This is a genomic window from Microlunatus sp. Gsoil 973 (assembly GCF_009707365.1).
Lineage (GTDB): Bacteria > Actinomycetota > Actinomycetes > Propionibacteriales > Propionibacteriaceae > Microlunatus.
The window spans coordinates 2,775,075-2,788,048 of the sequence record NZ_CP046122.1 but is presented as its reverse complement, the minus strand read 5'-3'; the positions used below and the strand labels follow the sequence as shown (position 1 = coordinate 2,788,048).

Below are 12,974 nucleotides of genomic sequence, written 5' to 3'. Positions count from 1 at the left end.
ATCAGGACGGCTAGGCGGAGTCGTCCGTGGCAGGTCGCGGTGGCATCCGGACTCGTTGCCGCCCGGGCAATCCGATGCGTCGTCGGAAGGACGCCATCCAGATTCCGCCGAGTAACGGGGCACAGGCCAACACCAGCACCGCGAGCGGCAGGCTCGCCGCCGCGATCAACACACTGATCAGGCCCGGGCCGATCAGCGAACCGACCTGGCCGATCGCGTTCCAGTAGCCCAGGAACTTCGCCCGGCCGACCGAAGGGCTCAGATCGGCGCCGAAGGTCATGTTGATCCCGGCACCGAGCCCGTTGCCGACACTGGCCACCGCGACACCGACGATGAAGAAGGCGATCGTGCCGCCGATCGGCAGGATCGCGAACCCGATGCCGAGCAACGTCACGCACGCGACGAAGGTGCTCACCCGGCCGAGGCTGTCCTTCAGCCGACCGCCGGGATAGATCAACATCAACTCGACCGCGGAGCCGAGGGCGACCATCAACGAGATCGAACTCGCAGTCAGGTGCAGATGATCACCCCACAACGGGATGATCACGTTCTTGCCCTGTCGGGCCATCGACAGGGTCATGATCGCGAAGCCGGCCAGGAACACCGCATCCCAGCGCACCTGGAGTCTGCGGCCTTCTCCGCCCGAAGCCGCGCGGTGACGTCGCGGCGGGTCCGCCGGGCCGAACGCGATGAACACCGTCGCGGCCAGCGCCAGCACGATGTGCATGATGAAAACCGAGTACAGCGGCAGCCGGAGCAGCAGCACCGAGCCGATCAACGGGCCGACCAACTGGCCGGCCCGTGCGGCGCCGCCGAGGCTGGTCATCGCCAGAGCCATCGACTCCCGCTCGACGGTCTCGGCGATCAGCGCCTGACGGGCAAGGCTCCAGACGACCTCGACCGAACCGACGAGGACGACGGCGATCATGAAGATCGCCAGCGATGCGCCGTTATGGGTGATCAGGGCGAACACGCCGGCGGCGGTCAGCGCGGCGGCGAGCGCGGTCGCTCCGATCATGCTTCGCCGCTCACCGAAGGCGTTGATCACGTAGCCGGCCGGGATCGCCGAAGCGGCAGCGGCCACCGCTGCGGCGGTGACAACGGCACCGGCGACGGCCTGGTGGGCACCGAGCGACAGAGCGGCGAGCACGATCACGGGTGTCAGTGCGCCGTTGCCGCAGGCGTAGAGAAATGCTGGAGCGAGCACCGGCCAGAAAATCTTCTTCAGCACGTGAGCTCCCTCCGCATCCGGGAACCTACCTCAGCTCATCCGCAATCCAGCACGCGGGTCGGAGTGATGATCACGTCGACCGTGCGGTCATGGCGGTGTGTCGGGATGGCCTCGACGACCTCGTCGTCGTTGAGCAGCAGGACGGTCACCGCGGCGCCGTCGGCGTGCCGCAGCGCCCGGTCGTACCAGCCGCCGCCCCGCCCCAGCCGGTCGCCTCCGGTGTTCCCTGCCAATCCGGGGAGGATGATCAACTGCGCTTCGGACAGCGCGTCGGCACCCATGGCGGGGGTCGTCGGCTCGATCAGTGACCGCGGCCCCTGTCGCAGGTGCTCCGGGCCCGCGTACGCCGCCCAGTCCGGCTCACCGGTCGGCTCCGCCGGGGTCGCCGGTTCGGTGAAGACCGGCAACAGCACCCGGACGCCGCGGCTGGCCAGCCAGGCGATCAGCTGCAGGGTGCCGGGCTCCGGGGGTACCGACAGGTAGCAGGCGACCGTCCCGAGCTCGGCGTTGGCGAGGAACGCTCTGAGCTGTTCGAACCGGGCGGCGTCGTCGGCGGTTCGCCGGTCCTCGGGCCGTACCGTCCGGCGTCGTTGCACCGCCCGCCGCAGCACGCGTTTGGCATCGGTGATGGCGGCGACGTCAGCGGGGGATTGCGGTGGCCGGAACACCGGGCCCATGGTAGTGATCGGTGCGCGTCAGTCCTCCGGCTCGGGAGGCGTCTCGACGCCCTCCCGCTCGTCCCGGTCGGCCCATTCCAGCAGCTGGTCGATGGGGAAGACGGCTTCGTCGATGCCCTCGTGCAGGTCGCCGAGCTCCGCGAACCGGGCAGGCATGGTGGCGATCGTGAAGTCCTTGGGGGACGCATCGTCCAGCTCGTCCCAGCGCAACGGAGCCGAGACCGTACCTTCGGGGTTGCCGCGCACCGAATAGGCGGCGGCGATGGTGTGGTCGCGGGCGTTCTGGTTGTAGTCGACGAAGAGCTTGCGAGGATCCCGATCCTTGCGCCACCAGACCGTCGTCGCGTCCTGGGGGATCCGGCGCTCGACCTCGCGGGCGAAGGCCAGCGCGGCGCGCCGTACCTCCGAGAAGCCGTGGTCGGGCGGGATCCGGACATAGATGTGCATTCCGGAGCCCCCCGAGGTCTTCGGCCAGCCGACGGCCCCCAGCTCGTCCAGCACCTCATGGGCGACGTGGGCGACCCGGCGGACCGTGGCGAAGTCACATTCCTCGCCCGGGTCCAGGTCGATCCGCCACTCGTCGGGCTTCTCGGTGTCGGCCCGCCGGCTGTTCCAGGGATGGAACTCCACCGTCGACATCTGGACGCACCAGATCACCTGGGCGATGTGGGTCACGCACAACTCATAGGCATGCCGGTTGTAGCGCGGGAACTCGACCCGGACGGTCTCCATCCACGGAGGGGCACCGTGCGGCAACCGCTTCTGATGCACCTTCTCGCCGGAGACGCCGGTCGGGAACCGGTGCAACATGCAGGGTCGTTCACGGAGCGCGCGGACGATCCCGTCGCCGACGCTGAGGTAATAGTTGGCGAGGTCAAGCTTCGTCTCGCCGCGGGCGGGGAAGTAGACCCGGTCGGGGTTGGAGATCCGGACGCCGTACGGCCCGATCTCCAGCTCGATCGCCGGTGTCGAACTGGCCATGCCCCCAACGTATCGAGAAGAACCGGTCTCCCAGTGCGGAAATCGCCCGCACCACTTACTCGATCCCGCACCGGGTGGTCGGCCGCGCACCCCCTGCAACCGGTGCGCCGTCGAGTTGCTGCTGCGGGAACGAACGACGGGTGCGCGAACGTATAAGCGACCGGCTGGGGCGGTGCGACGATAACCGCGGCAGTCGTCGTCCGCGTGCGCTGTACGGCCTGGCGGCCCGGCCAGACTAGGGTTTGGGCCATGCCTTTGTTCGGCCGCAAGCGCACCAAGGATGAACCCGTCGTCGCGCAGGAGGAGTTCCGGCTGCCGGAGCCCCCGGTGCCCGGCCCGAACGGGATGCGTTCGATGACAGATCACCGGGACTACCTGCTGAGCTGTGTCGACCCGCTGCCGCCCTTCGGTCAGCAGATCCTGGACGCCGTCGGGCTGACGTTGTGCGAGGACGTCGAGTCGCCGATCAACCTGCCGCGCTTCGACAACTCCTCCATGGACGGGTACGCCGTTCGCGCCCAGGACGTGCATCACGCCTCGACCAACACGCCGATCAGCCTGCCGGTGGTCGGCGAGGTTCCGGCCGGCGCCCCGGCTCCGCACCGTCTGTCTCCGGGCACGGCGATGAAGATCATGACCGGCGCGATGCTGCCCGAGGGGGCCGACTCGGTCGTCCCCTATGAGGCGACCGATCGCGGCGAACAGGACGTACGGATCAACGAGGCATGCGAGCCGGGGAACAACGTCCGTCGGGTCGGCGAGGACATCACCGAGGGCGAGGTCGTGTTGCGGGAAGGAGAGCGGTTGGCCTCCCGGGCGATCGGGCTGCTGGCCGGGATCGGCATCGACAAGGTGATGGTCCGTCCCCGGCCCCGGGTGGTGGTGATCTCCACCGGCGACGAGCTGACCGAACCGGGCTTCGTGCTTCCAGGCGAACAGAACATTTACGACGCCAACTCCTACATGTTGGCCGCCGCGGCGAAGGCTGCCGGAGCGCAGGTGTTCCGGGTCGGGCTGGTGCCCGACGATCCGGAGCGGCTGAAGCAGGTGATCAGTGATCAACTGGTCCGTGCCGACCTGATCCTGACCACCGGAGGGGTGAGCCAGGGCGATTACGACATCGTCAAGCAGGTGTTGCCCGAGCTGGGCGCGACCGATTTCACCCAGGTCGCGATGCAGCCGGGCAAGCCGCAGGGCTTCGGGCTGATCGGCGAGGACAACACGCCGATCATCATGATGCCGGGCAATCCGGTCAGTGCCTTCGTCTCCTTCGAGGCGTTCGTACGCCCTGTGCTGCGCAAACTCGCCGGCCTGGATTCCTGGGTCCGGCGGACGGTGCAGTGCTCGGCCGCGCGGGCGATCAGCTCCGCTCCGGGCAAACTACAGTTCGCCCGCGGAGTGGTCAGCGAGGCAGAGGACGGCAGCCTGGTGGCTGATCTGGCCAGCGGTCACGGATCGCACCTGCTCGGCGGCCTGGCCGGCGCCAACGCATTGCTGCTGCTCGATGAGCAGACCGACTTCATCGCGGCCGGCGACGAGGTAGGCGCCTGGCTGCTGATCGAGGATTGATCGGGAACTGGTCGAGGATGATGATCATGGTCTGGAAGAGCCCGGTCGGCCATGGCTGACCTTCCGCATCTGACCGACTCGGGCACTGCCCGGATGGTCGATGTGTCCGACAAGGACGTCACGCGGCGGGAGGCGACCGCCTCCGGTGTTGTCCTGCTGTCCGCGGCGGCCGTTGCCGCGTTGCGGGACAACACCGTTCCCAAGGGTGACGCTCTGGCGGTCGGCCGGATCGCCGGCATCCAAGGGGCCAAGCGGACCCCGGAGTTGATCCCGCTATGCCACCCGCTGCCGCTGACCGGGGTGGACATCGACCTCGACGTGGTCGACGAGGGAGTCCGGATCGCAGTGACCGTGCGGACCACCGGTCGGACCGGTGTGGAGATGGAGGCGCTCACCGCGGTGTCGGTGGCGGCGCTCTCGGTGATCGACATGATCAAGGCCATCGACAGGGCAGCGGTGATCACCGACGTCCGGGTGGAGGCCAAGAGCGGTGGCCGGCGGGGCGACTGGCGGCGTACCGGAGCGGAGGGAACCGGCGATGACTGACCCGGCCCGACCGGACGACCGGTCCGCTGCGGTGATCACCGTATCCACCAGGGCATCCGCCGGCGTGTACGCCGACAGGTCCGGGCCGATCATCGTCGAGGCGCTGCGGTCGGCGGGCTTCGTGGTCGACCAACCCGTTGTTGTGCCCGACGGCGAACCGGTCGCCGACGCGTTGCGGCGGGCGGTCGACGCCGGCTACGCGGTGATCATCACCAACGGCGGAACGGGACTCAACCCCAACGACCACACGCCGGAGATGACCCGCCGGGTGCTGGACCGCGAGGCGCCGGAACTGGCCGCCGCGATCGCCCGCTACGGAGTTGATCATGGCGTGCCGACCGCGGTTCTGAGCCGAGCCACCGCTGGTACGGCCGGCTCCAGCCTTGTGGTCAACCTCCCCGGATCCAGCGGTGGAGCGCGGGACGGGATGGCGGTGTTGTTGCCCCTGCTGGACCACGCGATCAGCCAGATCCGCGGCGGTGATCACTGATGAGTACGGTCCCGGAGAAGCGCTGGCCGGTCGTGCTGCACCATGCAGACGTCACGTTGCGGCCGATGCGTCGTCGGGACGCCGGTGACTGGGAACAGGTGCGCCGGCACAACAGCGGTTGGCTTCGGCCGTGGGAGGCGACGCTGCCGCAGTACTCGTCTCCGGGACCGCAGACGTACGGCTCCCTGGTCCGGAGCCTGAACCGGCAGGCCAGACAGGGCCGGATGCTGCCCTGGTTGATCATCTACCAGCCCGAACAGCACAGCAGGTCGAACCGGCCGGTGCTGGCCGGCCAGTTGACGGTGGGCGGCATCGTGGGCGGTTCCGCGGCATCGGCCCAGATCGGCTACTGGGTCGACCAGCGCTGGGCCGGGCGCGGCCTGGTGCCCACCGCGGTGGCGATGGCGATGGACTACTGCTTCGACGTGCTCCGGCTGCATCGCATCGAGGTGGCGATCCGTCCGGAGAACGCCCGCAGCCTCCGGGTGGTGGAGAAGCTCGGCTTCCGCTCCGAAGGTCTGCGGCCCAGGTATCTGCACATCGACGGCGACTGGCGCGATCATCTGATCTTCGCGCTGAACTCCGACGAGGTCGGCGACGGCATGATCAAACGCTGGGATCTGGCCAGGGCGGCACAAGATCACCAAGCGGTCCCCGGACCGGAGCCGCGTGAGGCATCCTGAGCGCGACCCGAGATCCTGATGGTCCCTACTTGGTTCGACCTTGCGACACACCGTGTCACGTGAGCGATCGCAACCGTACCGTCACCTACCGTTTGGCGTGTGGGTACGACAGGTCTGATCTATGCAGCCATCGCCTTCGCCTGGCTTGCCTATCTGGTCCCGAACTACCTGCGCCGCAAGGAAGACACCAGTCAGCCGGAGTCCGATCCTCATGATCGTTTCTCCGACTCGGTCCGGATCATCCGGTCCGGTTCGGCCCCGTTGCTTGATCAGGATCTCGCTGTGATGCCGGAGGTCGAGGTCTCCACGCCGCTGACCCGGCGCGCCGCGATCCGGGAGTTGCGCCGTCTGGAGCGAGCCGCGGCCCTGCGCCGCCGCCGCGTACTGCTGGTGTTGATGATCTTGCTTACTGCCGCCGTCGTCGTCTGGGCGATGCAGCTGACGCCCTGGTGGGTGATCGCCGTGCCCGGCAGTCTCGTTGTGGCCTTCTTCGGAGTCTCGCGGTTCACCGTCGCAGCGATGCGCAAGCAACTCGACCAGCGATACCGAGCGATCCGGGCGGGCAGCGAGGAGGCGACCGTGGTGCTCAACCGGCGTGCGGTCGCCGACCTGGTCCGCAGCGGCGCTGCGGCGACGGTCGCGCAGCCGGAGCCGGCCAAGAAGAGCGGCGGATTGTGGGACCCGCTGCCGATCACCATGCCGACCTACGTGTCCAAGCCGCTGGCGCCGCGGACGGTCCGCACCATCGATCTGTCTGCCCCGGAACTTTCGGTGCAACTGCGGACGGGCAGTCCGGTCACCGCTGATCGGCCGATTCCCGAACCGGTGGCAATGCCCGATCAGGTGGTCGAGGTCGCCAAGCCGGCGGTCGCGACGGACGCCGCCGAATCCTCACCCGTATCAACGCCGGAATCGGCGCCGGAGATGCGCCGGGCGAGTGGGGCCTGAGTAGTCCGTACGGGCGTCCCGAGCCGATTCGCAGCACTTCCCACGGCGATGTTAGGCTGGCTCGCGCACTTCACCCGGGTGGGGAAGGTGCAGCTTCCGGGGCTATAGCTCAGTTGGTAGAGCGTCGCGTTCGCAATGCGAAGGTCAGGGGTTCGAATCCCCTTAGCTCCACTTTGTGATGAGTTGGATCTTCGTCATGGACGTCAGCTCATCTTTTCGGGAACTCGGGCTTCCTGCTCCGGCGGGCCGTGTCGGCCACTCGTGGTCATCGGACGCCGCTGGGATCTGATGACACTCTCTAAGACAGCTCTGATCTGGCGGTCACAGGATGGCACCGGCGTCGTCGATCGGTCGGCGCCGACCTCGTCCCAAGGGAGAATCACATGCCTGTTCGCTCCGCCGGAAGAACTGATCAGCTGAGCGGGTCGCGGCAGCGGTCCGCCGGCTCTTCGCCCCGAACCTTGGTCGCCCTGCGGGTCACGAGTGTCTTGACCCTGGCTTGCCTGGCGTTCCAGTTCGTCACCGCCGGGGTGCTGATCTCGCGGCCCGGCGCCTCGGCCGACATCCACGGGGGAGGGGCGATCGTGCTCCATGTCCTTGCCGGCCTGACCGCCGTCGCGGCTGTCGTGCACTGGCGCAAACGGCATACCGGTCGGTGGCCCAGCGTCATCGCCGCGCTCGTCTTCCTCTTCAGCTTCGTCCAGGCCGCTATCGGCGACAGCGGGGTGATGTGGCTGCACGTGCCGGGGGCTCTGGTCCTGACTGTTGGCGCGGTCTGGTTGACGGCGTGGTCCTTCGGGCGTGGAACAAATGCCCAGGACTCCGATCAGGCGCGTACAGATGGCAGATCGCTCTAGAGTGACTTCATCAGCGTTCGTCCGATCGGGTGGTCAGGTGCAGGATCTCAGCTCCGGCTCGATGGAACCTGCAGCCCCGGCGCTGCGAACGCGTGTGCTCGTGGTCGAGGACGATGCGGAGCTGGCGGGCATGTTGGCGGAATTGCTCACCTCGGAGCAGTACGACGTGGACCTGGCGCGAGACGGACAGCGGGGTCTGCACCTGGTACTCAGTCGTCCGTATGACGTCGTCGTGTTGGACCGCGGGCTCCCCGCCGTCGACGGCCTTGATCTGCTCGCCAGGTTTCGCCGGGCGGGGCGCACAGTACCCGTGCTCGTCCTGTCGGCGCTGGGCCTGCCCCGGCATCGGGTCGAAGGTCTCGACGCCGGCGCCGAGGATTATCTGGGGAAGCCGTTTGACGTCGACGAACTGCTCGCGCGCTTGCGCGCGTTGCTGAGGCGACATTCCGACTTCGCGCAATCGCTGCCGATTCCCGGAGGATCACTGGCCACCGACACCCGGCTCGTCAGGCTGGACGATGACCGCTCCGTCTCGTTGTCGGAGCGGGAAAGCCAAGTGCTCGAGATGCTGGCTCGTCATCCACGGCAGGTTGTCAGCCGAGCGACGTTGCTCGACGAGATCTTCACCGATGCCGAGGATCCCGGAGTGGTCGACACCTATGTCCATTACGTCCGACGAAAGCTCGGATCGGGAGTCATTCGAACGGTTAGAGGACTCGGCTACCAGTTGGGGCAGCTCTGACCACCCGGGAGCGGAGATCCGGTCCACGACGAGCTCGGCATCGCCCGCGGCCGGCGGATGCCAACGTGCGCCGGGCATCCTGGCGGATCGGCGCGCAGGCGGCGGGGTTGCTCGTGGCGGTCCTTGCGGTGATGTCGTCGCTGGTCGTCCTGGTTGTCCTGAACGGCCAGAAGCAGCAGACGACAGCCGTCCTGATCCAGGCCATCTCGGAGACGCGGGGCGGCGTGATCGACCGGCGGGACGGCGACGACTCGTCGATTCGACGCGTTGCGGTGGCGGTCACCGATGAACACGGAACACGCATTGACGGTGCGATGCCACGCGGATTGCCCGATCGCTCCCTGATGGCGGTCGTTGCCCGGACGGGCCGTCCGGATCAACGACGAGTTGAGCTGGACGGAATGCACTACGTGATCCGCACGGCTCGGCACGGCGACGTCACGGTGCAAGCCGTTCTCAACCTGCATGAGCAACGCGAAGAGATCGCCCGATTGCTTCAGGCGATTGTTATCGGAGGCGGCATCGGTGTCCTGCTCGTTGCCGTCGTTGCCGTCCTGCTCGGGCGGCGCGCTGTACGTCCGTTGGCCGATGCGCTTGTCCTGCAGCAGCGGTTCGTCGCAGATGCCGCGCACGAACTGCGCACGCCGTTGACCCTGCTCAGCACCCGGGCGCAACTGCTGAGTCGGCGGATCCGCCGGGCTGGACTTCTGCAACCCGCCTTGCAGTCCCAACTCGACGACGGAGTCCGCGGGCTGGTCAACGACGCTGCCAATCTGACGGAGATTCTTGAGGATCTGCTGCTCGCCGCTGACCGCAGTGCTGATCTTCCGCAGGTGCCGGTCGACATCGCCACGTTGGCCGATGAGGCGGTGTCATCAGCGGCGGTGGCGGCCAGATCAGCCGGCATCGACGTCGCTCTGGTGATCGATTCCCAGGATCAGGATTCTCTGCGGTTGCGGGCCGGCTCCCGACCCGCTCTGCTGAGAGCCGTCAACGCCTTGATCGACAATGCGGTCTCCCACGCCGCCTCGCAGGTCATCGTGCGTGTCCGTTCCGACCCGGGCCACGTCGAGGTCGACGTGATCGATGACGGGCCGGGAATCGACGCCGAAACCCTGCCGACGATCTTCGACCGATTCGCCAGCCAGCGTCCCGCCGATCCCGTCGGGCACTCACGACGTCACTACGGCCTCGGGTTGGCACTTGTCAGCGACGTGGCGGCCAGACACGGCGGAGCAGTCACCGTCGTGTCTCGGGATGATCATGGTGGAGGAGCTGTCTTCAGGCTCCGACTTCCGATCGGCCGCAGGGGATAGCGGTGGTCGTGCCGTCCGCCCAGACGACGAGACCTGTGACGTCGCGACGCCGCTTCAGCCAGTTCGCGGCGTGCGGACCGTGAGCGTAGGCGGCGGTTGCACAGATGTCGACCACGGTCAGCGATCGACCGATCACGGTGACTGAAGCAACGTCTGATGGAGGCATGCCCGTCCGGGCGTCAACGATGTGATCACCTCGGTGTGTTGCGGCTGAGGTTGCCACAGCGCCGCCGCCGATGCTGATCGTGCTGATCAGCCTTCTGGGGTCCTGTGGGTCCTCGATCCCCACCCGCCACTTCGGCCGGCCGGGCTCAGAAACCCAACAGACCATGTCACCGCCGGCGGACAGGCAGAAGTCGGTTCGAGACAGAGACGTGAGATGGCGGGAGACCCGCTCCACCGCCCAGCCCTTGACGACTCCACTCGGATCGAGGCGGGTCGTGCCGTCAGCACCGGTTAACCAGATCGAGAACGCGCCGGATGAGTCTTCCTCCGCCTCCTCGGCCAGGGCGAACACCTCAAGGACGTCGGCCGGACAGTCCGCCAGCTTGATCTCACCGCGGCCAAGTCTGTTGATCATTGAGTCGGGCCGATAGGTGCTGAACACCTCATCGACCTGGCGCAGTTCCGACATGACGCGAGCGAACGCGTCCTGTGCTGCGGCCGTACCCGCTGACGGGCCACGCAGGGCAAGGCTGATCGGTATCCCCATGACATGGTCCACCATCCGGGTCACGGGGTGGGTCGCCACGAAGCCGGATCGGATCGCCGGTGGCTGAGCGCGATCGGCCGGGACCGATACCCGATCAGTCATCGGATGCCGGCCTGGTCCAGCGCGGATTGGAGCGACTGCCGGTAGCCCTCGCTCGTTATCGTCGCGCCGCTGATCATGTCGATCCGTGCACTCTGAGCCGCCACGGTTTCTTGGACGAGCTGGGGAATCGCGGAGGAGTTGATCTGTAGGCTCCGCGGATCGCCGGCTGGGTGGACGGGAACTCTCACCGCTGTGATCCTGCCTGAGCGGATGTCGATGCGAACTTCGACGGGGCCGCGTTCGGTCGGCACGGTCCGGCCGCTATAGGTTCTGGCGGCATGGGTTCTGGCGGCCGAACCCCCGTTCGATCGCTTTGATGTCGCCTTCGACGCGGTTGGGGAGTGATGCCCGGTCGACCGTGGCGAGGCCGGCGACGCGGGAACAGCCGGGCCGGCGGTGGCACCGCCCCGGACAACCGGCATCTGCGCGCCGCCTGCCTGTGGATCGGTGGACGTGTGATATCCGAGCAGCAGCACGACGATGGTGACGGTGGCGGCAAGCCACAAAACGATGCGTCTCATCAACCAGCCTGGCCTTCCTGACTCTCCTCATTCACCAGTCGAACGACTCGACGTGGATCCGTTCAGCGGAGACACCGCAGGCTGCCGCCAGTCGCGACATCCCACGCATCCATTCCGTCGGTCCGCACAGGAACACGTCGTGATCGGCGATGCCGGGCATCAGCCACCGCAGTGCTGCGAGTTCGTCCATGCCCCGGCTCGTCGGACCGAGAACCGACGAGGGGTGCGACCGGCGACCGGGTAGCTTGACGACGCGGAGCCCACGGTCAACGCTCAACCGATCGAACTCACTGTCGAAGAGGGGCTCGGCTGCATAACGCTGCACGAGCGTGACGTCCCCGGCGCGATAGGACAATCCCTCGGCAAGCGCCCTCATCGGCGTGATGCCGATCCCTGCACCGGCCAGCAGAACCTTGGGTCGGGTCCGAGCCCGGCTACTCAGCCGTCCGTACGGTCCTTCGAACAGCACCGGGGTTCCCGGGCGAAGCGCCGAGATGCGGGCCGTTCCATCTCCGACCACCTTCGCTGTGATCCGGAGGCTTCGACCGTCCGGAGCTGCGGACAGCGAGAACGGGTTGGCTCGTGTCCACCCGGGGGCGTGCAGGAACCTGACATAAAGGAACTGCCCCGCGCGGATCGGTAGGCGATCGAGGTGGTGCCCGACCATGGTCACTGATACGACTCCGGGTTCTTCGACGCCCACCGATTCCACCCGCAATCGGTACCGCAGGCCGCGCCAGACCGGTAGGACGATGCGCCAGATGATCAAGGACAGCGCTGCCGCCAGCCACAACCCCCACCAGTACGCCGTTGCTGCCGGTCGGGACAGGAACTCCTGACCAGTCCACAACTGATGCGGCAGGGCCAGGCCCGCCCCGAGGTAGCCGTACAGATGCAGGAGATGCCAGGACTCGTACCGCATCCGGCGGCGAGCCGCTCGGATGCTGGTTGCAACGACCATGATCAGGCACACAACACCAGCCGTAGCCAACAGCATGCCGCCATAGCCGGTCACCAGCTGCCACGACGTAGCCGGAACCAGGGACCAGCGTGCTGAGGAGTAGCCGGTGATGATCGTCACCAGATGCATGATCATCAACCAGAAGGACAGCAACCCGATCCATCGATGCATCCGGGCCAGCCGTACTCGCCCGAAGGCGTTCTCAAGTGCCGGCAGACGAGCCATCAGCAAGACCTGGACCAGCAGGAACTGTGCTGCGAACAAACCACTGAGCCTGCCGACCGACGTCAGACCCGAAGGCCACGACCCCAGATCCTGAATCCCGCCATCCTCGGTCCACCAGTAGGTGATCAGCAACAACCCCGCCCACAGCCCCAACCCGGCAGCGAATCGGACCACGCGATCAGTGCGGGCTTCCGATCCGATGGCGCCGCGATCCTCTCCGCGGACCCGTGTGCGTCGCGGGCGGGTCGGCCGCGCGTTCCGATCGCCGTCGTGCAGCGACTCCTCCAGCAATGTCGTCACCGGCGTCCGCTCCTCTCCGCATCGCGACCACGACAGCCGCGCCCCTGTGCCCGGGCGGCGCTCCTTGAAGGGTGCCGAGACAAGATCAGAGATTTCTGGGACTGAGCCCTGGT

General features: G+C 67.3%; 14 protein-coding genes and 1 tRNA gene. 9 read left to right on the top strand and 6 right to left on the bottom strand.

Features of this window, described 5'->3' with window-relative positions:
* Window positions 1-10: 10 nt before the first annotated feature.
* From GJV80_RS13160 to ligD, 3 genes are read right to left on the bottom strand one after another with little or no spacing between them, the layout of a single operon-like run.
* Window positions 11-1,231 (bottom strand): MFS transporter, encoded by a 1,221-nt coding sequence (locus GJV80_RS13160; protein ID WP_154688282.1) that lies wholly within the window; start codon window positions 1,229-1,231, stop codon window positions 11-13.
* 35 nt (window positions 1,232-1,266) lie between these two features.
* Window positions 1,267-1,899 carry a 5-formyltetrahydrofolate cyclo-ligase gene (locus GJV80_RS13155; RefSeq protein WP_195908914.1) on the bottom strand — a complete coding sequence of 211 codons (633 nt, stop codon included), beginning with the start codon at window positions 1,897-1,899 and terminating at the stop codon, window positions 1,267-1,269.
* A 27-nt stretch (window positions 1,900-1,926) separates the two neighbouring features.
* Window positions 1,927-2,889, bottom strand: a complete 963-nt coding sequence (ligD, locus tag GJV80_RS13150) for a non-homologous end-joining DNA ligase (protein ID WP_154688280.1) — start codon at window positions 2,887-2,889, stop codon at window positions 1,927-1,929.
* A 249-nt stretch (window positions 2,890-3,138) separates the two neighbouring features.
* Here ligD and glp point away from each other — a divergent pair, with 249 nt between their 5' ends.
* The 9 genes from glp to GJV80_RS13105 all read left to right on the top strand — a co-directional run bounded on the left by glp (window position 3,139) and on the right by GJV80_RS13105 (window position 10,040).
* Complete coding sequence (glp, locus tag GJV80_RS13145) at window positions 3,139-4,458, top strand: gephyrin-like molybdotransferase Glp (protein ID WP_154688279.1); 1,320 nt, start codon at window positions 3,139-3,141, stop codon at window positions 4,456-4,458.
* A 51-nt stretch (window positions 4,459-4,509) separates the two neighbouring features.
* A complete protein-coding gene (moaC, locus tag GJV80_RS13140) occupies window positions 4,510-5,004 on the top strand; it encodes a cyclic pyranopterin monophosphate synthase MoaC (RefSeq protein ID WP_154688278.1) in 495 nt (164 codons plus the stop codon).
* Entirely contained in the window at window positions 4,997-5,494 is a 498-nt protein-coding gene (locus GJV80_RS13135) for a molybdenum cofactor biosynthesis protein B (RefSeq protein WP_154688277.1), read from the top strand. The genes moaC and GJV80_RS13135 overlap by 8 nt, the downstream gene beginning before the upstream one ends.
* Window positions 5,494-6,177, top strand: a complete 684-nt coding sequence (locus GJV80_RS13130; protein WP_154688276.1) for a GNAT family N-acetyltransferase — start codon at window positions 5,494-5,496, stop codon at window positions 6,175-6,177. Before GJV80_RS13135 ends, GJV80_RS13130 begins: the two co-directional genes overlap by 1 nt.
* 99 nt (window positions 6,178-6,276) lie before the next feature.
* Window positions 6,277-7,125: a hypothetical protein gene (locus GJV80_RS13125; RefSeq protein WP_154688275.1), complete on the top strand. Its 849-nt coding sequence runs from the start codon at window positions 6,277-6,279 to the stop codon at window positions 7,123-7,125.
* Between the two features lie 98 nt (window positions 7,126-7,223).
* Window positions 7,224-7,296, top strand: a tRNA-Ala gene (locus GJV80_RS13120).
* A gap of 212 nt (window positions 7,297-7,508) precedes the next feature.
* Window positions 7,509-7,982, top strand: coding sequence for a hypothetical protein (locus tag GJV80_RS13115; protein ID WP_154688274.1), 474 nt, complete (start codon window positions 7,509-7,511; stop codon window positions 7,980-7,982).
* 37 nt (window positions 7,983-8,019) lie between these two features.
* On the top strand, window positions 8,020-8,724 hold the full coding sequence (locus GJV80_RS13110; protein ID WP_230207656.1) for a response regulator transcription factor: 705 nt from the start codon (window positions 8,020-8,022) through the stop codon (window positions 8,722-8,724).
* A 65-nt stretch (window positions 8,725-8,789) separates the two neighbouring features.
* Window positions 8,790-10,040, top strand: a complete 1,251-nt coding sequence (locus GJV80_RS13105) for a sensor histidine kinase KdpD (RefSeq protein ID WP_154688273.1) — start codon at window positions 8,790-8,792, stop codon at window positions 10,038-10,040.
* On the opposite strand, the gene GJV80_RS13100 is transcribed toward GJV80_RS13105, so the two are convergent.
* Genes GJV80_RS13100 through GJV80_RS13090 form a run of 3 tightly spaced genes read right to left on the bottom strand, consistent with a single transcriptional unit; the run spans window position 10,006 to window position 12,861 of the window.
* Window positions 10,006-10,791 carry an FAD:protein FMN transferase gene (locus GJV80_RS13100; RefSeq protein ID WP_230207655.1) on the bottom strand — a complete coding sequence of 262 codons (786 nt, stop codon included), beginning with the start codon at window positions 10,789-10,791 and terminating at the stop codon, window positions 10,006-10,008. The genes GJV80_RS13105 and GJV80_RS13100 overlap by 35 nt on opposite strands.
* Window positions 10,792-10,850: 59 nt before the next feature.
* The gene (locus tag GJV80_RS13095; protein WP_154690247.1) at window positions 10,851-11,375 is read right to left on the bottom strand and encodes an FMN-binding protein; all 525 of its coding nucleotides are present in this window, start codon (window positions 11,373-11,375) and stop codon (window positions 10,851-10,853) included.
* A 31-nt stretch (window positions 11,376-11,406) separates the two neighbouring features.
* Entirely contained in the window at window positions 11,407-12,861 is a 1,455-nt protein-coding gene (locus tag GJV80_RS13090; protein ID WP_230207654.1) for a ferric reductase-like transmembrane domain-containing protein, read from the bottom strand.
* Window positions 12,862-12,974: the final 113 nt, after the last annotated feature.